The sequence below is a fragment of the Streptomyces pseudovenezuelae genome (assembly GCF_001513955.1).
In the GTDB taxonomy this organism is placed as follows: Bacteria; Actinomycetota; Actinomycetes; order Streptomycetales; family Streptomycetaceae; genus Streptomyces; species Streptomyces pseudovenezuelae.
Genome location: NZ_KQ948152.1, coordinates 337,469 through 356,812, shown reverse-complemented (window position 1 = coordinate 356,812; position 19,344 = coordinate 337,469). Strand labels below are relative to the sequence as shown.

The window sequence follows — 19,344 nt, the reverse complement described above, 5'->3', positions numbered from 1 at the left end:
AGATCAGACCTGCGCCCGCTCCTCCACGACCTTCGCGATCTTCGCGATGGCCTCGTCGAAGGGGATGCCGTTCTCCTGCGAGCCGTCGCGGTAGCGGAAGGAGACTGAGCCGCCCGCCATGTCCTCGTCGCCCGCGATGACCATGAAGGGCACCTTCTGCTTCTGGGCGTTGCGGATCTTCTTCTGCATGCGGTCGGACGAGGAGTCGACCTCGACCCGCAGGCCCTGCTTCTTGGCCGCGGCCGCGAACTTCTCCAGGTACTCGACGTGCGCGTCGCCGATCGGGATGCCCAGCGCCTGGACCGGGGCCAGCCACGCCGGGAAGGCGCCCGCGTAGTGCTCCAGGAGCACCGCGAAGAACCGCTCGATGGAACCGAACAGGGCGCGGTGGATCATGACCGGGCGCTGCTTGGAGCCGTCGGGCGAGGTGTACTCCAGCTCGAAGCGCTCCGGCAGGTTGAAGTCCAGCTGGATCGTGGACATCTGCCAGGTCCGGCCGATGGCGTCCTTCGTCTGGACGGAGATCTTCGGGCCGTAGAAGGCGGCGCCGCCCGGGTCGGGCACGAGGGGCAGGCCCTGCTTCTCGGCGACCTGGCGCAGGGTCTCGGTCGCCTCCTCCCAGACCTCGTCCGAGCCGACGAACTTCTCCGGGTCCTTGGTGGACAGCTCCAGGTAGAAGTCGGTCAGGCCGTAGTCGCGCAGCAGGCCGAGGACGAAGGTGAGCGTCTTGTCGAGCTCCTCCGACATCTGCTCACGGGTGCAGTAGATGTGCGCGTCGTCCTGGGTGAAGCCACGCGCACGCGTGAGGCCGTGCACGACGCCCGACTTCTCGTACCGGTACACGGTCCCGAACTCGAAGAGGCGCAGCGGCAGTTCGCGGTAGGAGCGGCCGCGCGCGTCGAAGATCAGGTTGTGCATCGGGCAGTTCATGGGCTTGAGGTAGTAGTCCACGCCCTCGTCGAGCTGCATGGGCGGGTACATGCCGTCGGCGTACCAGTCCAGGTGCCCGGACTGCTCGAAGAGCTTCCCCTTCGTCGCGTGCGGGGTGTAGACGAACTCGTAGCCCTCCTCCTCGTGCCGGCGGCGCGAGTAGTCCTCCATCACCCGGCGGATGATGCCGCCCTTGGGGTGGAAGACGGCGAGGCCGGAGCCGATCTGCTCCGGGATGGAGAAGAGGTCGAGCTCGGAGCCGAGCTTGCGGTGGTCGCGCTTCTCGGCCTCGGCGAGGAAGTCGAGGTGCGCCTTCAGCTCGTCCTTGGTCGGCCACGCGGTGCCGTAGATGCGCTGGAGCATGGGGTTCTTCTCGCTGCCGCGCCAGTAGGCGGCCGCGTTGCGCATCAGCTTGAACGCCGGGATGTTCCGGGTGGAGGGCAGGTGGGGACCGCGGCAGAGGTCCTTCCAGCACAGGTCGCCGGTCTTGGCGTCGAGGTTGTCGTAGATCGTCAGCTCGCCGGAGCCGACCTCGACGTCCGCGCCGTCGTCCGAGGAGGCCGAGCCCTTGATGCCGATGAGTTCCAGCTTGTACGGCTCGGACGCCAGCTCCTCACGAGCCGCCTCGTCGGTCACCACGCGGCGGGAGAACTTCTGGCCCCGCTTCTGGATCTCCTGCATCTTCTTCTCGATGGCCTTGAGATCCTCGGGCGTGAACGGCTTCTCGACGTCGAAGTCGTAGTAGAAGCCGTCCTTGACCGGCGGGCCGATGCCCAGCTTGGCCTCGGGGAACAGCTCCTGCACGGCCTGCGCCATCACGTGCGCGGTGGAGTGGCGCAGGATGTTGAGGCCGTCCTCGGAGGAGATCTCGACGCCCTCGACGGCGTCGCCCTCGGACAGGACGTACGCGAGGTCCTTGAGCTCGCCTCCCACGCGCGCGGCGACGATCGAGCGCTCGCCGGCGAAGAGCTCGGCGGCCGTAGTGCCCGTCGTCACCACGCGCTCTTCCCGCTCGGAATCGCGTTGGATGATCACACGGACGTCTGACACCGGTCTCTCCTGACTGAAGGGGGTGCGGCGCCATACCAGGAGCGCACGCAAGAGGCGATCGTACCGACCCGGCCCCCACCTCCGCGAAATCAGTCCCCTTCGCGGGACTCCTCGTACGACCCTTCGCAGGCCTCCTCGAAGAAGTCGAGATTCTCCTGGAGGGATTTCATCAGCCGGTCCCGCTCGGCCTCGTCGACCTGCACGGGCACGACACCCGTGGCCCCGGTGAGCCTGCGGAAGCCGCCGCGGCTCTCCAGCCTGCCGTGCACCCGAACCGGGAGCCCGACGAGGTGGGCGTGCCCGGCGATCCGGTACGCCTCCTCGTCCAGGGTCAGCCGGACGTGCGGTATCTCGGCGCCGGCGATCACCCGCAGCCGGACCGAGCCGTCGCCGCGCGGTCCCGACCTGCGCATCCGCACCACGGTGCCGGTGAGTCGGACCGCGACGGAGGGCTCCTCGCGCAGGAAGCGGGCCCCGGCCTCGCGCAGCACGGGCAGGTCGCCTGGTGAGAACTCGACGGCCTCCGAGGACGCCGCGCACCCGGCGGGGACCCCGGCGGCGGGTGCCCATTCGACGGCTATCCGGGCGCCCTCCGTACCGCGCACGAGGGCGATCAGCGCCTCGGTGAGCTCCCTGCTGACGCCGGCCTCCACGGCGCCGTCGAAGGCGTCCATGCCGCCGGTGGCCCGCTGGTAGTCGATGGCCTCGCGGGTGGCGCAGAGCGCCTGGTGGAGGCGGACGGCGAGCGGGCGGCCGGTGTCGACGGGCACGAAGGCGGTGAGCCTGCGGCCACCCGCGGCGGAGCCGACCAGGACGGTGTCGAGGGACGCGGCGGCCGTACGGCGGTAACGGGCGCCGTAGTAGCCGGCACGCGCGCGGGTGGCGAGCGCGCCGGCGAGCAGGGTCTGGCGGGCGGCGGCGCGCAGCTGCTCCTCGACGGTCCAGGGCGTGGCGTCGGCGGGGCCGGTCGGGACGTCGCGCCACCAGCGGATCTCGTCGCTGGGCACGGCGAGGCCGAGGAGCACCTCGCGCGCGGAGGGCGTGCCGCTGCGGGACAGGGCCACGAGGGCCTCGCCGAGGAGGTCGTCGCTGTCGGGGAAGGCGCGGCTCTCGGGCACGAGCAGGCTGGTTCCGCGGCCGCCCGGCCCCGGCGGGATCCAGCGGCCGTAGCGACCGGGGGCGCCGCCCCGCCGCTGCCAGCCGTGCCGGTGCAGCAGGGCGCTCAGGACGGCGGGGTCGACCTCGTCGGGGGTCGGCGGACGGTCCCAGTGCGCCTCCGGGTGGGGGCGCACCGCGCGCAGTGGCTCCTCCAGCGGGCGGTGGGTCATGGTCTGCCTCCCGTCCCGACCCGCGTCATGATCTCGCACAGCGCCCGGTCGTCGAAGATGCGGTTGGTGGGGATCCGCACGGTGGTCCGGGTCCGGCCGGTGACGGGGTGGCCGGCCAGGTTGACCCAGTAGCAGCAGTGCCGGAGGTCGAGGCGGTCGTGGCCGGCGCGCAGCCAGTCGTCCTGGGCTCTCGGCACGAGCATGACCACCAGGATCTTGTGCACCGAGACCGGGGTGCGGGCGAGTTTGCGCAAGTGGTCGTTGTCGAGCGTGAAGGAGAAGAAGCGGCCGGGCGGGTTCGGGGCCACCTGGTAGGTGCACTTGAGCTGCACCTTGATGGTGACCTCGTCGTCCACCGTGTGTCCGGGCGCGCCGTGACTGACGTGCCAGTCGATGCCGTTGTCCGGAAAGGGCTGCGACAGCGAACAGCCGGCCGCCGCCGCGACGGCGTGCAGATAGCCCACCTGCAGTGTCTCCATGCAGGCGGTGGTGGCGAGCGTGCCGCGAAGGGGGCCCGTACGTTCGGGCAGCAGCCCGCCCCGCTCGGGCTGCGCTATCGCCATGACCAACAGCCTTCCAAGCCAAGTGCCATGCCCTCACAAGGGCCACAGGAATCCCACGCCGGGCCGCTGAACTGCAAAGACCCGCACTCCTGTTGTGTCCTTCCGGCGTACGGCGCAAACAGCCCGGGTATCACCAAACAGGCAGAAGACGGTGCGTCAGCTGCCGTGGGTGAACGAGGGGTTGTGTTGCTATGACGTGCTGGTACGAAGGGCCCCTGGCCGCTTTCGACACCGAGACCACCGGCGTGGACGTGGAGACCGACCGGATCGTGTCGGCCGCCGTCGTCGTCCAGGACGCGGCGGGGACCCGGCCGCGGGTGAGCCGGTGGCTGGTCAATCCGGGTGTGCCGGTGCCCGCCGGGGCGACGGCGGTGCACGGGCTGACGGACGAGCATCTCCAGTGCAACGGCCGCTGGCCGGCGCCGGTGATGTTCGAGATAGCCGAGACGCTGGCGGAGCAGGCGGTGGCGAACCGTCCGCTGGTCGTGATGAACGCTCCGTTCGATCTGACCATCCTGGACCGGGAGTTGCGCCGCCATCGCGCCTCGTCGCTGGACCGCTGGCTGGATTCCTCACCGCTGCTGGTGCTGGATCCACGGGTCCTCGACAAGCACCTGGACCGCTACCGCAAGGGCCGCCGCACCCTCACCGACCTGTGCGAGCACTACGGCGTCGCGCTGGACGGCGCGCACGACGCGGCGGCCGACGCGCAGGCCGCGCTGGATGTCGTACGGGCGGTCGGGCGCCGTTTCGCCGCCCGGCTGGAGCGGCTGGAACCGCCCGAGCTGCACAGCCTCCAGGCGGTGTGGCACGCGGCCCAGGCGCGGGGTCTGCAGGCCTGGTTCGCGCGCAGCGGCTCGGAGGAGTCGGTGGACCCGGCGTGGCCGCTGCGGCCGGATCTGCCAGCGGCGGCGTGACGGAGCGTGCGGCGCGACGGGGTTGGGGGCACACAAAAAACCGGCCTGCGTGTGCAGACCGGTTTCTTTTCCGGGTGGGCGATACTGGGTTCGAACCAGTGACCTCTTCGGTGTGAACGAAGCGCTCTCCCACTGAGCTAATCGCCCGGGAACGCACTGAACAATACAGGTCCCCGCGGGTTTCCTTCAAACCGCTTCCAAGTAGGCGGCCAGCCCCCGCCGTCCGGCGCGCATCATCAGCCGGTGGTTGGCCAGGAAGACCGGCCGTCCGGGCACCGCGAAGCGCCTCAGCAGCGGTTTGTTCACCTCGGTGAACTGGTCGTAGCGGGCGAGGCTGCCGTCGCCGTCCGCGGTGATCGTCCAGCGCGCCCAGCCGTCGAGATCACCGTCCATCGCGATCTCCAGCACCCCGGCCGCCGGGTCGCGCCGCACCTCGTGCGCGGTGAAGACCAGGTCGTACGGCAGCACGGCGCGGATCGTGATCACCCCGGTGGTGTCGTCGAGCCGTCGCACCTCGCGCACCTGGGGCCACCAGCGCGGATAGTCCTCGGCCCGCTCCAGCGCGTCGTAGACCACCGCGGGCTTCGCGGGCAGGGACCACAGGCTGCGGAAGCGGTATCGGGTCCAGTCCATGGGGAGAGTCTGGCATCGGATCCGAGTACGCCCTGAGTACCCGTACTCATGTCGCGGCGCGTGACCCGGACCACACTTCAGGGCATGACGCACATCCCGCCCCCGGCCGAGGAACTGCGGCTCCTCGACGCCGAGCTGTGGCAACTGGACGCCCGCCGGGCCCAGTTGCTGGCCCGCCGGGCCTGGCTGGTCGCCGCGCTCCAGCCGAAGTGGCAGGCGCCGCAGCCGACCGGACAAAGGCCCGCCGCACCTGTCCGCCCCGAGGCGAGCGCACCGAGCGTGCAGAACGTGCTCCTGGTGCTCGGCGGTGTCCTGCTCACCGTCGCGGCGATGGTGTTCACCCTGGTCAGCTGGGGTCACCTGGGGATCGCCGGCCGCGCCCTGGTCCTGGGCGCCGTCACGGTGGCCGCGCTCGCCGCCCCGCTTCCGCTGCTGCGGCGCGGCCTGCGCTCCACGGCCGAGTCGGTGGCGGGACTGGGTCTGGCGCTGACGGTCCTGGACGCGGTGGCGCTGCACGGGGCCGTGTTCCCGGAGAGCGCCGGGGCGCCGTACACGGCGGTCGCCTCGACCCTGCTGGCGGGGCTCTGGACGGCGTACGGCCTCCTGCCGCGCGTGTGCGAGCTGCGTCTGCCCCGTCCGGCCGGACTGGTCGCGGCCCAGCTCCCGCTGTTCTTCTGGGCGATCGCGGCCGACGCGGGCTCGTACGGGCTCACGGCCGCACTCCTGGTGACGGCCGGGTTCGACACGGTCGTGGCACTCCGGACGTCGCCCGGGCCCCTGCGCGTGGTCGCCGTGATCGTCGCGTACGGCGTGGGCGCCTGGGGCGTACTGGCCGCCGGCTGGCTGACCTGGTCGGCCTCCGGCCCGAGCGCCGCCGCCCGTGCGGCGGCGCTCCTTCTCCTGGCGAGCGCGATCGCCCTGAGCGCCGCGTGGCAGGGCAGCCGTGGGGCGACCCGTGTGCCCGGCGAGGAGCAGTCCCTCGGACTCTCCCTCACCGCGGGTCTGCTCGCGGTGGCCGCCCTCGGCGGGGTGGCCCGGTCGGCGCTGCCCGAGGTGTGGACGGTCCCGGTGCATCTGGCCCTCGGTATCGCCCTGTTGGCGGTGCTGCTGCCGAGCGGGCTGCCGGAGACGGTACGGCGGGGTCTGCTGTGGGCGTCCGGTGCGGTGCAGGCACTGTCCCTCCTGTGGACGCTGCCCGTCGTCGGCGTGGTCGTGCTGGGGCCGCTGTCCTGGGCCTCGCAGGCGTGGACCGGCACCCCGCCGGACGCGCGCGCCGCGGTGACGTCCCACCTGACCTGGCCGCCGTACTCCGGGACGGCCCCGCTGGTCCTGGCCGCGCTGGCGGGCGTCCTCGCACTGGCCGTGCGCGACACGACCTGGCGCCCGCGGGCACGGACCGCCGCCCTGGGCCTGGCCTGGGGCACGCTCCTCGTCGTTCCGGCCGTGCTGGAACTCCCCTACGCCGTGGGCCTGTTGATCCAGGGCGCGGCGACGGCGGGGGCCCTGGCGGCGGCCGTCCTCCTGTCCTCCCGGCCCGTCGCTCTCGTCCCGGCGCTCGTGGCGTCCGTGAGCCTCGCCTTCCTCTCCCTCGCCACCCGGCCGGCGACCCTGACCACGCTGTGCGTCCTGGTCGTGCTGTTCGCGGCGGCCTCCTGGCGTGCCGCGGCCGTCACCGCGCCCACCGCCCTCGGATACGCCGTCGCCCTGGCCTGCGCGACCGGCGCCGCCGCCGACTGGTCGGCCCCGCACACGGCGCTGCTCGTCCTGACGGTCCCGGCGGCCGCGGCCCTGCTGGCCTGGCGGCTCACCGACTCCCCCGCGATCCTGCCGATCGAACTGACCGGAGCCGCGGCCGCGCTCCTGGCCATCGCCCTGGCCACCACCGAGCTCCCGATGCTCGCCCTGGTCCTGGCCCTGTGCGCGGTGATCACCGCGGGCACGGCGATCCGCGAGGACCGCCGCCCCCTCGGCTACGCGGCCGCCGCCCTGTTCCTCCTGGCCGCCTGGGTGCGCCTGGCGGCCTGGGAGGTCGACATCCCCGAGGCGTACACACTCCCGGTCACGATCCCGGCCCTGCTCGTCGGCCGCCTCCGCAGGCGGCGCGTCCCGGAGACCTCGTCCTGGACGGCGTACGGCCCGGGTCTGGCCGCCACCCTTCTGCCGAGCCTGATCATGGCCTGGAACGACCCCGACTGGACCCGCCCGCTGCTCCTGGGCCTTGCGGCGCTGTCCCTCACCCTGATGGGCGGCGGCTACAACCTCCAGGCCCCCTTGCTCCTGGGCGGCTCGGTCCTGACCCTGGACGCCCTCCATGAACTGGCCCCGTACATAGTCCAGGTGGCGGACGCCCTCCCCCGCTGGGTACCCCCGGCGCTTGCAGGCCTCCTGCTCCTCGCGCTGGGAGCAACGTACGAGCGACGCATCAGGGATGTCCGAAGGATGCGGGACTTCCTGGGAAGCCTGCACTAAACCCACCCAGGGGCGCGGGGAACTGCGCGACCAGCCACAACGGACGCGCAGTTCCCCACAACCTCAACCCCTACGACGGAATCTTGTCCCCAAGGAGCGCCAGGTTCTCGATAGCGGCAAGTCCATACAGCGCGGTGTCATTGGTCGACACCCAGGCCGCCTCACTCCCCGCGACCAAAGACACCGGCCCGCTCAACGCCTCCGTCTTCCAGGGCGCCGACTCCTTGTACCCGTCGGAGTTGTAGAACTTGTCCCACGCGCGGGCGGCCAGCTTCGCGTCCCCGGTCTTCACGGCCGCGTACGCGTCCAGCCGCGAGTGCCCCTGGAACAGCAGCAGCGAGCCGAAGTTGGAGCCGTAGCGCGCCGCCTGCTCGGCCTTGGTCGCGTTGAAGTAGCGGCAGTAGTCGAAGTACGCCTCGTTGAACTTGGGCATGTCGACGAGGTCGATGAGTTCGGCGCACAGCTCGTTGAGTCCGAAGACGGCGGAGAGGTGCGAGACGCCGACGACCGGCGCGGAGGCCACCGCGAACTTGCCCGTGTCGAGGTCGTACAGCCCACTGCCCTGCACGAACCCGTTCGGCTGGGCGGCGATGCCCTCCATCGTCGACAGGACCCGCGCCTTGGCCTTCTCCCACTTCGGGCCCTTGCGCTCCCATTCCGTCAGCCAGGCCGAGACCAGCCCGCTCCAGTCCGTGCCGAAGCCGACCGACAGGGCGTGCCGGTCGGGCGTGTACGGATCGGTGCGTACCTTGCGCAGGGGGTCCAGTACGAGGAACGTCTCGTCGGAGTCGACGTTGGCGTGCATGAGGTCGCCGACCCGCTCGTCGGCGGTGAGGAAGTAGTAGTAGCGGCGGTACGTCGTGTTGGCGATGCGCTGCTGCTTGGCGCTGTCGGCGTAGTGCTGCACGCCGTGCCGGGTGCCGAGTCCGGCCCACTGGCCGAGGTGGTAGACGTCGACCTCGCCGGTGTGCCGGGTCATCGCCTCGGCGAACCGGAAGATGTCCGCGCGCCCGCTGCGGAGGTAGGCGAACCAGAGCCAGAGGTCCGGCGAGAGCTCGGAGTTGTCCCAGGCGTAGCCGCCGATGTCGTACCGCCACTGGTGCCTGACGGTGTCATAGGTGTGCATGATGTCGCCGTGGTCCCAGAAGCCGTACCAACGGCGTTGCTCCACCTGGTCCCTGTAGTAGGTGAAGAGGAAGTCGAGGTGGTCCTCGATCTTCGCCTTGGCGGGCGTGGACCGGTCGGGCTCGGAGTACAGGCCGGGTCCGAAGACCTTCGCCTTGATGAGCTGCTTGGGCGGGGCGGCGAGCTGGGGCAGCACCCGGACGGCCTCGACCTGTTCGGCCAGGGCCTGCGGCGTCGGCGTCGACTCGTTGGCCCAGAACAGCAGTTCCGAGGTGCGGGCGATGCCGTAGGGCGTGCCGAACTCCGGCTCGTAGTCCTCGTAGGTGATGTTCAGGCCTTCGAGCTGTTCGGCGAAGGTGTCCTGGCCCATGCCGTCGTGGTAGAAGCGCAGGTCCATGGGCTGGGCCTCGGGCGACCAGAGCCAGAGGGTGACCTCGGCCTCGTCGGTCTGGGCGTCACGGATGTCGAGCTGGGAGGGGTGCCGCTCCCAGAAGTCCCGCAGGCCGAAGGAGAATCCGCCGCTCGCGCCGCCGACGTAGCCGAACCCGGAGGCCCGCCTGCCGCCGCCGGCGCCGATCCAGCCGTGCCCCTTCTTGGTGCGCTTGCGCACGGTGAAGCCGTCGGAGGAGAGCTGGGAGAGGGTGTAGTCGCCCCACTCGGGGATGTACTGGAGCCGGGTGGTGACCCGCTGGTCCCAGGTGGACGGGTCCGGCAGCTTCTGGCCCGCGTACTGGGCCTCCTGGACGGCGATGCCGGGGTCGCGGCGCAGTCCGGTGATGCCCTTGACCGCCTCCCGCAGCAGACCGGTGCCCTCGCCGCCGATGCGGATGTGGCGGTCGTAGGCCTGGTCGCGCATCGGCACGGTGAAGCGGACGCCGAGGCCGCGGATGAAGTCGCCGCTCGCCTTGCCGGGCTCCTGGGTGCCGTCGTAGGTGATGGTGTGCACCATGCGGAAGGAGTCGGCGCCCGCGTAGAAGTAGAGGCGGATCGAGAACGGCAGCCAGCTCCGGTTGCCCTTGCGGTGCTTGCCGTCGATCTTGACGACCGCGCGGACCGGGCCCGACTGCTCGACGGTGACCGCGGAGATGGCCCCCTCGAAGCGCTCGGTCCTGACCGCGCCCTGGTCCTCGTCCTCGATCTCGGGCTGGCGGATCAGCACGAGCCGCCCGTTCCTGGCGATCTCCGTCGACCCGCGGGTGACCGACTTGATGAGGGTCGCCCCCGACTTGCCGATCTTCGCGGTGATGACGCCGGTGGAGACGGTGATGGTGCCGCCGCTCTGGTCGACGGTGACCTTCTTGTCGGGTACGGCCGTGTCGCCGGCGCTCAGCGACAGCTTGCCGTTGCCCGAACTGACCGCGTGGGCGGTCCACTTGAGCGAACCGTCGGGCCAGTAGGCGATCGGCCAGGACTGGACCGGCACGGCCTTGCCGTCCGCGTCCGTGACGGCGAACTTCTGGTCCTCCTGGTAGGTGCCCCTGGGCCAGGGGACACCGACGGTGGAGCCGGGCGCGGCACCGAGGCCGCCGTCCTCCAGCCAGTCCAGGGTCACGGGAGAGTCGTCGGCCTCGGCGGCTCTGGGCGCGGCCTGCGCGTCCTTGGCCCCTAGCGCCCAGCTGAACTGCGCGGCGGCACCGGCGACCGCGGCCGCCTTGAGGATGGACCTGCGGGGGATGGGGGACATGGCCGTTCCTTTCCATGGACAGGCTAGTCAGGGGCATGACAGAGAGAGGTGCGGCGCCGGGACGCCGACCCTGGGACGAGGGCACCGCTCGTCAGCGGCGCCGGTAGCGCTCCTCCACGGCGACGGCCGCCGCCGCGACGGCCCCGAGGACCGGGACCGCAAGCGGCGCGACGAACCCCGCGGACAGGGCGACGACGGCCAGACCGGCGATGATCAGGAAGGACCCGGCGGGGTCGCGCAGGGTCCGGCGTACGGCGTCCGCGAGCAGCGCGCGCCATGAGGCGCCCGGTGCCCAGACCGCCGACGCGCGCAGCCCGGCCACCGCGAGGGCGATCAGCGCGAACAGTCCGACGGCCCCGACGAGCGGGCCGCCGGGGATCCCGGCCCGCGCGGTCTGGACGTCGACCCAGACCGCGGCCGCGGTCACCCACCCGGCGACCCCGACGAGCCACCCGCGGCGCACGGCCGTACGGAAGTCACCGACGAACTCCCGCCAGCCGCCGCCCTCGTGGCCGGTACGACGGCGCAGGTGCCGGGCCCCGGCGGCGAAGGCCGCCGGGTAGGTGACGAGGCCGAGGCAGGCCACGGCGATCCACACGCCGGTGAGCAGGGACTCGGCGAAGAGAGCGAAGCGCTCGCCGCCGAACACGGAGGACTTGCGTGCCTTCACACGTGCTTGCGCCATGGTGACCGCCTCAGCCCTCTCACTTCAGTCCGGACGTCGCCATGCCGTCGATCAGATAGCGCTGGAAGGCCATGAAGAAGGCGATGACCGGCACCAGGGCCACCAGCGACATCGCGATCATGCTGCCGTAGTTGGAGATGCCCTCCTGGTCGCGGAACATCATCAGGCCCAGCGAGACGGTGTACTTGGAGGGGGTGTTGAGGTAGATCAACGGCCCCATGAAGTCGTTCCACGCGTTGATGAAGGTGAAGATCGCGCTGGTGATCAGAGCGGGGCGGCACAGCGGCAGCACGATCGACCAGTAGGTCCGCAGATGCCCGCAGCCGTCGAGCTTGGCGGCCTCGTCCAGCTCGCGCGGCAGCCCGCGCATGAACTGCACCATCAGGAAGACGAAGAACGCCTCCGTCGCCAGGAACTTGCCGGCCACCAACGGCACCAGCGTGTCGACGAGTTCCAGCTTGCGGAACATCACGTACTGCGGGATGAGCAGCACGTGATACGGCAGCAGCAGGGTGCCGATCATCAGGGTGAAGAGCAGGTTCCGCCCGGCGAACCGGATCTTGGCGAAGGCGTACGCGGTCAGCGAGCTGGAGATCACGACACCGGCCACCGCGAGGCCCGCGTACATCAGCGAGTTGGTGAAGAAGCTGCCGATGGAGATGCCGGAGATGCCGTCGGCGAGGCCGGAGAAGTTCGCCCAGACCGGCTTGGTGGGCAGCAGGTCGATGCTGGCGATGATGTCCTTGCTCGGCTTGAACGAGGCACCGAGGACCCAGATCACCGGGTAGAGGACGACGGCGAGGACGGCGAGCGCGCCCACGTGCCAGGCGATCGATCCGGTGCGCCGCCGCTCGTTCGCGGTGCGCACCGCGGGGGTGCTGACAGTGGTCACTTGGCGGCCTCCTCGTAGTGCACCCACTTCTTCTGCGACCAGAACAGCACCGCCGTGACCAGCGCCACCGCGACCACCAGCGACCAGGCCATCGCGGAGGCGAAGCCCATCTGGGCCTCCTTGAAGCCCTTCTGGTAGAGGTAACAGGTGTAGACAAGGGTGGCGTCGGCGGGCCCGCACCGGGTGTCGGAGACGACGTAGGCGGAGCCGAACACCTGGAACGCGTGGATGGACTCCAGCAGCACGTTGAAGAAGAGCACCGGGGAAATCATCGGCAGCGTGATGTTCCAGAACCTGCGGAAGGGGCCGGCCCCGTCCACCTCGGCCGCCTCGTACAGCTCCCTCGGGACCTGCTTGAGGCCGGCCAGGAAGATCACCATCGGGGCACCGAACTGCCAGATGCTCAGGGCCACCAGGGCGTAGAGCACGTAGTCCGGGTTGCCGATCCAGCCGCCCACGTCGACGCCGAAGATCTTCTGCGTGCGGTCCACGATCGCGTCGTCGGAGAACAGCGCCCGCCACACGAAGCCCACGGAGACGCTGGCCCCGATGAGGGAGGGCATGTAGAACGCGGCCCGGTACAGGCCCTGCCCGCGCCGGCTCTGCGCGAGCAGCAGCGCGACGCCGAGCGCCAGCAGCAGCTTCAGCGGAGTGGCCACGACGACGTACTTGAGCGTGACCTCCACCGACTTCTGCCAGCGCGGGTCCTGGAACATCGTGGTGAAGTTGTCGAAGCCCACCCACTCGGGCGGCGTGAACAGGTTGTACCGGGTGAACGCGTAGTACAGCGACGCGATCATCGGCCCCGCCGTGAGCAGCAGGAATCCCGCGATCCACGGCGACATGAAGAGATAGCCGGCGAGGTTCTCGCGGCGCCGCCCGCGCCGCCCGGCGGCGGGAGCGGCGGGCCGCTTCCCGGCCGGGCGCACGGGCGCTTCCTTGACGAGCGTCATGGTGGTACGTCCCCTCAGCCCGCGAACGCGGCCTTGGCCTCGCTGAACAGCGCCTTGGCGGCGTCGGCCGGCTTGGACTTGCCCTGGGCGACCTCACCGCCGAGGCGCAGGAAGGCGGCCTCGATGACGTCGGCGCCGGACGGGTGCGGGGTGATCTTCCCGAGCACGCCCGCCTTGGCGACCTCGTCCTCGTAGGCCGCGACACCCTTGTTCTGGGCGTCGGCCGGCTTGAACGCGTCGTACTGCTCAGTGGTGGCGAGGATGCCGCGGTCGTAGCCCATGATCTTGCCGACCTCGGGGTCGTGGACCATGAAGCTGATGAACTGGGCGACCTCCTTGGGATGCTTGGTCCCGGAGAAGCCGCTGAGCATCAGCGAGCCCAGGTACTGGCCGGTCTGCTTGCCGTCCGTGGTGGGGATCGGCGCGAGTCCGTAGTCCGACTCGCCCTCGCCCTCGTAGCGGATGGAGAAGTTGTCCCAGGTGAACTCGGAGGCGGCGAGGCCCGCCGAGAGCCCGGACTTGGGCTTGACCTGCTCGATCTTCTTCGGGTCGGCGACGAGCCCGGACTTGACGCGCTTGTAGCCGTCCGTCCACCACTGCGTCAGATCGTCCTCGGTGAAGCCGAGATCGGAATCCGTGAAGAACGCCTTGCCGTTCTGACGCAGATACAGGTCGTACAGATACATGATGCTGAAGTAGCCGGTGTCGCCCGCGATCTTCAGCTTGTCCTGGATCGTCTGGAGCGCCTCGAAGTACTCGTCCCAGGTCCAGCCGAACTTCGCCTCGACGCCCGCCTTCTTGAAGGCCTTGAGGTCGATGACAAGTGCCATGGTGTTGGCGCCGACCGGAACGGCTATCTGCTTGCCGTCGACCTGACCGTTCGCCAGAACACCGTTGCGGAAGTTGTCCAGGCTCAGATTCCCGGAGTCGGCCTGCGACTTGAGATCCAGCAGAACACCGCGCTTGTCGTACTTGCGCAGGAAACCGACCGCATTCTGGAATACGTCCGGCGGATTCCCGCCGGAGGCCTGGGTCTGGAACTTCTCCCAGAACGCCTCGTAGTCGGTGAATTCAGGCTTGATCTTGATCTTCGGGTACTTCTTCTCGAAGAGCGCGATCGTCTTCTTGATGGCGATGGTGCGCGGCTCGCCACCCCACCACGCGTAACGCAGTGTCACCGTCCCGTCTCCGGAACTGCCGCTGTCACCGCCGCACCCCGTCGTCGCGGCCAGCCCCAGCGTCGCCGCCGTAGCCCCGGCCGCCTTCAGGATCGTTCGCCTCTCGACATTTTTGCCGGTTCCCACAGTCGAGTCCCTCCCCGCAGCGTCGCCGCCTGCATGAATCGTTTCAAGTAAGCGCTTGCTGGCACAAGCTACGGAGGCCCCGGAGGTGCGTCAATGATTCGGACAGGAATTTATTGAGAGTGTGGTGAGAGGCCGGAGCGCCGCCAAGGGGCGCGCGGTACCTGTGAACTGACGATCCCCCAGGTGAGAGCGGCGGGATCGACCGGTCGAACATCAGGCGGGTCGACGTGGGCGCCGGGCGGGCGGCCGGAAAAGGACGGCGGGCGAGGACGCCTCGGCGGGACCGTCACGAGAAGCGGAGCCGGCGGCCGCGACCTCCGCACACGCCGACGGCCCGTCCGCGATCTCGCAGACGGGCCGTCGGTCCGGGTGGGCGATACTGGGTTCGAACCAGTGACCTCTTCGGTGTGAACGAAGCGCTCTCCCACTGAGCTAATCGCCCGGGCGCAGGACGTACATTACCCCATGTCAGGGGGTGCCTGTGACCAGCGGTGACGGCCTCGGCACCCCCGCGCGGCTCACTGGTCCTTGATGTTCCAGGGCATCTCGAAGCCGAACTTCCAGAGGTAGACCCCGAGGATCGCGCCGATGATCACCAGGCCGATCGAGGTGAGGATGATGTTGCGCCGGCGCACCCGGGGATCGAGGGCGCGGTGGGCCGCCTCGGTCACCTTGCGTTTGGTCCAGCGCAGGACGAGCTGGGCCCAGACGAACTCGGTCGCCCAGATCGCCATACCGCCGAAGATCACGACCCAGCCGGGCCCGGGCAGCGGCAGCATGATGATGCCGGCCACCACGACCGCCAGACCGATGACGAAGACCAGGACCTGCCAGCTCAGGTGCAGCAGCCGCCGCGACCTGATGAATTCCGGCGCCCTGGAACCGAGCCCCTGCTCGTCCTGCGCCTCGTCCGACTTCTCGCCGGCCCGCTCTTCAGGTGCCACGGCAACCTCGCGCGGCTCGTCACTCCCCGTATTCATACAGCCGAACCCTACCGGAGAGAAACCGGTCACCGGAATGGTCGTACCTCCGCAAGGGGCCCTCGGCCGGAAGAGTTACGTAAAGGCACGCAAAACACTCAGAGGGGTTTACAACGGCACCGTAGGTGGCATGTCGATTTCGCCGACGTGCGAATCCCCGAGCGCACACTGAGCGAAAGGCCCTGGCGCTTATGAACACCACGGTCAGCTGCGAGCTGCACCTGCGCCTCGTTGTGTCGAGCGAGTCCTCCCTGCCTGTCCCCGCAGGCCTGCGGTACGACACGGCCGACCCCTACGCCGTGCACGCCACCTTCCACACCGGAGCCGAGGAAACCGTCGAGTGGGTGTTCGCCCGCGACCTCCTCGCGGAGGGCCTCCACCGGCCCACCGGAACCGGCGACGTCCGAGTCTGGCCGTCGCGCAGCCACGGTCAGGGCGTCGTGTGCATCGCCCTGAGCTCTCCGGAGGGCGAAGCACTGCTCGAGGCCCCGGCGCGGGCCCTGGAGTCGTTCCTGAAGCGGACCGACGCCGCCGTGCCCCCCGGCACGGAGCACCGTCACTTCGATCTGGATCAGGAGCTCTCGCACATCCTGGCGGAAAGCTAGGGCGAGGGCGTACAGAGCCGCCCGGCGCCGTCCACTCGGGGAGACGGCTCGGGCAGGTACAACCGCATAGGGAATGACAGGCGCCGTGGCTGCGGAGCGCTCCGCAGCCACGGCGCCTGTCGTGCGGCCCGCCACCGAGCCCCGGCGAGCCACTACCATCGGCCAGCATCGGCGGGCGTTCGCCCGACCCCCAGGCCAGGGAGCGAATCGTGCTGATCACCCACGACACCCGGTGCGCACTCGACACCGTGGTCGATCTGGTGAACACCGCACCGGAGGACGACGCGTCGCCGGACGCGCTGCCGGATGTCGCGGCGCTCGCGGATTTCGTACGAAACCACGAGATCAGCGATGTCGGGGTGCTCTCGGAGTTCGATCTCTCCGCGGTGCGCAAGATCCGCGGCCGGTTCGCCTCGGTCTTCGCCGCCCCGGACGCCCGGGCCGCCGCCGCCCTGATCAACGATCTGGTCGCGGCCGCGGGCACCACTCCCCGGCTCACCGATCACGACGGCTACGAGTGGCATGTGCACTACTTCGCGCCGGGCGCCTCCGTCGCCGACCACCTGGCGGCCGACTGCGGGATGGCCCTGGCGTTCTTCGTGGTGGCCGGTGAGCAGGAGCGACTGCGGCGCTGTGAGGCGCCCGACTGCCGGCGGGCCTTCGTCGACCTGTCCCGCAATCGCTCGCGACGCTACTGCGACAGCCGGACCTGCGGAAACCGTCTGCATGTGGCCGCCTACCGGGCGCGGCGCAAGGAAGCCGCGGGCTGAGTCCCGCGCGTGGGTGTCGTCGTGGTCCCCGACGGGTGACGCCGGGGACCACGGGTACGGCTCAGAGCAGCAGCAGATCGTGCAGCGCAGCCATGAGCAGGAGAGACCCGATCACCGCAAGGAAGATCATCAGCGGTGGCTGGGAAAGGGCGAAGAGGCATCCACGCGGCTCGTCCTGCGGCGGCGCGGTATCGCTTTGTTTCGTGTCCAGCATCTCGCGGCGATGATGGCGCAGTCGGCGACCGCGACGCGATCAACACGCCCGGAATGACCGGGAGTTCGCCGGATTCCGTGATGTCCGTTTCGAGTCGTGATCACTTACCGACCGACGCGGACGCCACTGCGAACGTTTCAGTTCACCGCGCGATCCTCAGATGCCGTGCTTCTTCAGGATGGCCTCGATGTCACTGAAGTCGTCCCCGGCCGACTTGGCGGACTCCGGGGCCCGCGACCTGCCCGCGGGGCGGGTCGCCGGGGTGCGCGCGGCCGGGTCGAGGGAGGGCGCGGAGGCCGCGGGGGCCACCGCCTCCCGCTGGGCGCCACGGGCCGCCCTGCGCTCCTTGCGGGTGCCACCGCGGCGGCGCTCCACCGCGCGCGTGGTCGAGAACAGCACCCACGACAGGCCGAGCACACCGAAGCCCGCCCAGGCGGTCGGGCTGAAGGCGGTGTCCGCGAGCCAGTCGACCACGCCGGTCATCACCAGACCGAGCGGGAGAAGGGAGTAGGCGGCGAGCCGGGTGGCCGCGAGGAAACGCTTCCGGTACGCGGTGACCGCCGCGATGCCCAGGCCGGCCGCGGCGACGGCGGAACAGACGGTCTCGGCAATCATCCGGTCCTCCAGGCGGGGCTCGATCGGCAACGTGCCGCTTCGTCCCTATCCATCCTGCACCTCCCGACCCCCGCCGGGCCATGCCCCGGCCGGACATCAGGGACATCTCCGGGTCACCTCCTCCGCAGGTGCCGGTCGGGCTCATACCCGTGACGCGGGTAAACGCCGTCGTGGGCGGCCGGGGGCGATTCGGCCGGCGGGGCCCGAGCTGGGAGACTGGGCCCATGAGCGACCCCTCCCCCGCCCGTGCCGCCGCGCCCGTTCTCGATGTCTGGTGCGACCTCCAGTGCCCGGACTGTCGTGACGCGCTGGACGACCTCCGGGCCCTGCGTGCCCGTTACGGCGACCGTCTGGAACTTCGGCTGCGGCACTTCCCGTTGGAGAAGAACAAGCACTCCTTCGCCGCCGCGCAGGCCGCCGAGGAGGCCCTGGAGCAGGGCAGCGGCTGGGAGTACGTCGAGGCCGTGCTCGGGCGGGTCGAGGAGCTGGGCCGCAAGGGCGAGGCCTTCCTGGTCGAGGCCGCCCGTGAACTGGGGCTCGACGCCGAGGAGTTCGACACCGCGCTGATCGACGGCCGGCACATCCTGATCGTCGACGCCGACCAGGCCGAGGGCAAGGCGATCGGGGTGAGCGGCACCCCGACGTACGTCATCGGCGGCGAGCGTCTCGACGGCGGCAAGAGCCAGGACGGGCTGCGCGCGCGGATCGAGGAGATCACGGACCGGCTGCTCGCCGGGCAGGAGTGAGCGCGCCTCAGAGCAGGCTCTTGTACATCGAGTAACCCACCGTCACGTACCCCAGTGACTCGTAGAGCCGCTCGGCGGGTGTGTTGCCCGCGAAGACGTTGAGGCCCAGGACCCGTCTGCCGGACGCGATCGCCTGGGCCTCGGCCAGCAGCATCAGGGAACGGCCGTGGCCCCGGCCGCGGAAGGCCTCCTCCGTCTCGACGTCGTAGACGAAGGCCTGGCCGTCGATGAGCTCCAGCCACAGGACCCCGACCCGGACGCCGTCGTGCTCCAGGACGCTGAACAGGGCCTCCGGCGTCGCAAGTCCCCGCTGCACCAGCTTTTCGTGGTCCCTTCGCGACCTCTCCCTCGCCTCGGCCTCGGGTACCCCTCGCGCGCTCCAGTCGCCGGCGTACTCCGTGATGCCGCGCTCCGCCCACGGCCAGAACTCGGCTTCCGTCATGGGCCTGCCCCGGCTGCCCGCGGGCAGTTCGGGCGCCTCGGCGCCGAGCGGCTTCTCCATTCCGCGGTTGCGATGGACGTAGCCGAGCACGGTGGCGAGCCGCAGCGCGGGCTCGGCGTCGGCGGGGACCCTGATCTCCACCTGTCCGCAGCCCCAGCCTCGTGCCACCTCCTCGGCGGCGAGTGCGGCGACCGTGCCGCGGCCGCGCCCGCGGTCCGGCTCGTCGATCCGCAGGTCCCGGATCTGGGCGACGGCCGGCCCGAAGGACGGGTGGGTCGCCAGGTGTATCGCCCCGACGGGACGGCTGTTCACGCACACCGTGTAGTGGCGGGACAGCGCCCCGTCGGCGCCGTGCTGGAGCGGCTCGGTCGGCCGCAGGGTGGTGGTCATCACCGGATTTCTACCCGCTGCCGCGCGCCGGAGCAGCTCAATATCCGCG

General features: G+C 70.4%; 18 protein-coding genes and 2 tRNA genes. 5 read left to right on the top strand and 15 right to left on the bottom strand.

Annotated features, from left to right (window positions below; translation table 11 throughout):
* Positions 1-3: 3 nt before the first annotated feature.
* The 3 genes from thrS to AQI94_RS35960 form a co-directional block, all read right to left on the bottom strand.
* Positions 4-1,980, bottom strand: a complete 1,977-nt coding sequence (gene thrS, locus AQI94_RS35970; RefSeq protein WP_031043125.1) for a threonine--tRNA ligase — start codon at positions 1,978-1,980, stop codon at positions 4-6.
* 89 nt (positions 1,981-2,069) lie between these two features.
* Positions 2,070-3,308: a hypothetical protein gene (locus tag AQI94_RS35965; protein ID WP_062230131.1), complete on the bottom strand. Its 1,239-nt coding sequence runs from the start codon at positions 3,306-3,308 to the stop codon at positions 2,070-2,072.
* A complete protein-coding gene (locus tag AQI94_RS35960) occupies positions 3,305-3,871 on the bottom strand; it encodes a DUF4365 domain-containing protein (RefSeq protein ID WP_031050716.1) in 567 nt (188 codons plus the stop codon). Before AQI94_RS35960 ends, AQI94_RS35965 begins: the two co-directional genes overlap by 4 nt.
* 191 nt (positions 3,872-4,062) lie before the next feature.
* Between AQI94_RS35960 and AQI94_RS35955 the strand changes: the two genes are divergently transcribed.
* Positions 4,063-4,788 (top strand): 3'-5' exonuclease, encoded by a 726-nt coding sequence (locus AQI94_RS35955; RefSeq protein ID WP_031050718.1) that lies wholly within the window; start codon positions 4,063-4,065, stop codon positions 4,786-4,788.
* Between the two features lie 75 nt (positions 4,789-4,863).
* On the opposite strand, the gene AQI94_RS35950 is transcribed toward AQI94_RS35955, so the two are convergent.
* Both AQI94_RS35950 and AQI94_RS35945 read right to left on the bottom strand, forming a co-directional pair.
* A tRNA-Val gene (locus AQI94_RS35950) sits at positions 4,864-4,935 on the bottom strand.
* A gap of 39 nt (positions 4,936-4,974) precedes the next feature.
* Positions 4,975-5,421 (bottom strand): SRPBCC family protein, encoded by a 447-nt coding sequence (locus AQI94_RS35945; protein ID WP_031050721.1) that lies wholly within the window; start codon positions 5,419-5,421, stop codon positions 4,975-4,977.
* Positions 5,422-5,469: 48 nt separating this feature from the next.
* Here AQI94_RS35945 and AQI94_RS35940 point away from each other — a divergent pair, with 48 nt between their 5' ends.
* Positions 5,470-7,890, top strand: a complete 2,421-nt coding sequence (locus AQI94_RS35940) for an SCO7613 C-terminal domain-containing membrane protein (RefSeq protein ID WP_031050724.1) — start codon at positions 5,470-5,472, stop codon at positions 7,888-7,890.
* A gap of 70 nt (positions 7,891-7,960) precedes the next feature.
* Here AQI94_RS35940 and AQI94_RS35935 read toward each other — a convergent pair whose 3' ends face one another.
* From AQI94_RS35935 to AQI94_RS35905, 7 genes are all read right to left on the bottom strand, one after another.
* Positions 7,961-10,699, bottom strand: coding sequence for an exo-rhamnogalacturonan lyase family protein (locus AQI94_RS35935; protein WP_031050728.1), 2,739 nt, complete (start codon positions 10,697-10,699; stop codon positions 7,961-7,963).
* Positions 10,700-10,790: 91 nt separating this feature from the next.
* Entirely contained in the window at positions 10,791-11,384 is a 594-nt protein-coding gene (locus AQI94_RS35930; protein WP_167364540.1) for a hypothetical protein, read from the bottom strand.
* A 19-nt stretch (positions 11,385-11,403) separates the two neighbouring features.
* Positions 11,404-12,276, bottom strand: coding sequence for a carbohydrate ABC transporter permease (locus AQI94_RS35925; protein WP_031060981.1), 873 nt, complete (start codon positions 12,274-12,276; stop codon positions 11,404-11,406).
* Complete coding sequence (locus AQI94_RS35920) at positions 12,273-13,229, bottom strand: carbohydrate ABC transporter permease (protein ID WP_031060979.1); 957 nt, start codon at positions 13,227-13,229, stop codon at positions 12,273-12,275. Before AQI94_RS35920 ends, AQI94_RS35925 begins: the two co-directional genes overlap by 4 nt.
* A gap of 14 nt (positions 13,230-13,243) precedes the next feature.
* The gene (locus tag AQI94_RS35915) at positions 13,244-14,533 is read right to left on the bottom strand and encodes an extracellular solute-binding protein (protein ID WP_031060977.1); all 1,290 of its coding nucleotides are present in this window, start codon (positions 14,531-14,533) and stop codon (positions 13,244-13,246) included.
* A 370-nt stretch (positions 14,534-14,903) separates the two neighbouring features.
* Positions 14,904-14,975: transfer RNA gene (locus AQI94_RS35910), tRNA-Val, on the bottom strand.
* 76 nt (positions 14,976-15,051) lie between these two features.
* Complete coding sequence (locus AQI94_RS35905; protein WP_031060975.1) at positions 15,052-15,513, bottom strand: TIGR02611 family protein; 462 nt, start codon at positions 15,511-15,513, stop codon at positions 15,052-15,054.
* A gap of 191 nt (positions 15,514-15,704) precedes the next feature.
* Between AQI94_RS35905 and AQI94_RS35900 the strand changes: the two genes are divergently transcribed.
* Complete coding sequence (locus tag AQI94_RS35900; RefSeq protein ID WP_004002642.1) at positions 15,705-16,118, top strand: SsgA family sporulation/cell division regulator; 414 nt, start codon at positions 15,705-15,707, stop codon at positions 16,116-16,118.
* A 209-nt stretch (positions 16,119-16,327) separates the two neighbouring features.
* Entirely contained in the window at positions 16,328-16,888 is a 561-nt protein-coding gene (locus AQI94_RS35895) for a CGNR zinc finger domain-containing protein (protein ID WP_031060973.1), read from the top strand.
* A gap of 61 nt (positions 16,889-16,949) precedes the next feature.
* Here the strand turns inward: AQI94_RS35895 and AQI94_RS45220 are convergent, their stop codons facing one another.
* Both AQI94_RS45220 and AQI94_RS35890 read right to left on the bottom strand, forming a co-directional pair.
* Complete coding sequence (locus AQI94_RS45220) at positions 16,950-17,102, bottom strand: hypothetical protein (RefSeq protein ID WP_020117509.1); 153 nt, start codon at positions 17,100-17,102, stop codon at positions 16,950-16,952.
* A gap of 156 nt (positions 17,103-17,258) precedes the next feature.
* The gene (locus AQI94_RS35890) at positions 17,259-17,717 is read right to left on the bottom strand and encodes a hypothetical protein (RefSeq protein WP_031060971.1); all 459 of its coding nucleotides are present in this window, start codon (positions 17,715-17,717) and stop codon (positions 17,259-17,261) included.
* Between the two features lie 224 nt (positions 17,718-17,941).
* Between AQI94_RS35890 and AQI94_RS35885 the strand changes: the two genes are divergently transcribed.
* The gene (locus AQI94_RS35885) at positions 17,942-18,463 is read left to right on the top strand and encodes a DsbA family protein (RefSeq protein WP_031060969.1); all 522 of its coding nucleotides are present in this window, start codon (positions 17,942-17,944) and stop codon (positions 18,461-18,463) included.
* 7 nt (positions 18,464-18,470) lie between these two features.
* Here the strand turns inward: AQI94_RS35885 and AQI94_RS35880 are convergent, their stop codons facing one another.
* A complete protein-coding gene (locus tag AQI94_RS35880; protein WP_037945376.1) occupies positions 18,471-19,298 on the bottom strand; it encodes a GNAT family N-acetyltransferase in 828 nt (275 codons plus the stop codon).
* Positions 19,299-19,344: the final 46 nt, after the last annotated feature.

What these genes read in the sequence shown, in the direction of transcription:
- AQI94_RS35965 (WP_062230131.1), bottom strand. Translation starts at nt 3,308, where the DNA reads ATGACCCACCGCCCGCTGGAGGAGCCACTGCGCGCGGTGCGCCCCCAC.
- AQI94_RS35960 (WP_031050716.1), bottom strand. Translation starts at nt 3,871, where the DNA reads ATGGCGATAGCGCAGCCCGAGCGGGGCGGGCTGCTGCCCGAACGTACG.
- AQI94_RS35955 (WP_031050718.1), top strand. Translation starts at nt 4,063, where the DNA reads ATGACGTGCTGGTACGAAGGGCCCCTGGCCGCTTTCGACACCGAGACC.
- AQI94_RS35945 (WP_031050721.1), bottom strand. Translation starts at nt 5,421, where the DNA reads ATGGACTGGACCCGATACCGCTTCCGCAGCCTGTGGTCCCTGCCCGCG.
- AQI94_RS35940 (WP_031050724.1), top strand. Translation starts at nt 5,470, where the DNA reads ATGTCGCGGCGCGTGACCCGGACCACACTTCAGGGCATGACGCACATC.
- AQI94_RS35935 (WP_031050728.1), bottom strand. Translation starts at nt 10,699, where the DNA reads ATGTCCCCCATCCCCCGCAGGTCCATCCTCAAGGCGGCCGCGGTCGCC.
- AQI94_RS35930 (WP_167364540.1), bottom strand. Translation starts at nt 11,384, where the DNA reads ATGGCGCAAGCACGTGTGAAGGCACGCAAGTCCTCCGTGTTCGGCGGC.
- AQI94_RS35920 (WP_031060979.1), bottom strand. Translation starts at nt 13,229, where the DNA reads ATGACGCTCGTCAAGGAAGCGCCCGTGCGCCCGGCCGGGAAGCGGCCC.
- AQI94_RS35905 (WP_031060975.1), bottom strand. Translation starts at nt 15,513, where the DNA reads ATGAATACGGGGAGTGACGAGCCGCGCGAGGTTGCCGTGGCACCTGAA.
- AQI94_RS35900 (WP_004002642.1), top strand. Translation starts at nt 15,705, where the DNA reads ATGAACACCACGGTCAGCTGCGAGCTGCACCTGCGCCTCGTTGTGTCG.
- AQI94_RS45220 (WP_020117509.1), bottom strand. Translation starts at nt 17,102, where the DNA reads ATGCTGGACACGAAACAAAGCGATACCGCGCCGCCGCAGGACGAGCCG.
- AQI94_RS35890 (WP_031060971.1), bottom strand. Translation starts at nt 17,717, where the DNA reads ATGATTGCCGAGACCGTCTGTTCCGCCGTCGCCGCGGCCGGCCTGGGC.
- AQI94_RS35885 (WP_031060969.1), top strand. Translation starts at nt 17,942, where the DNA reads ATGAGCGACCCCTCCCCCGCCCGTGCCGCCGCGCCCGTTCTCGATGTC.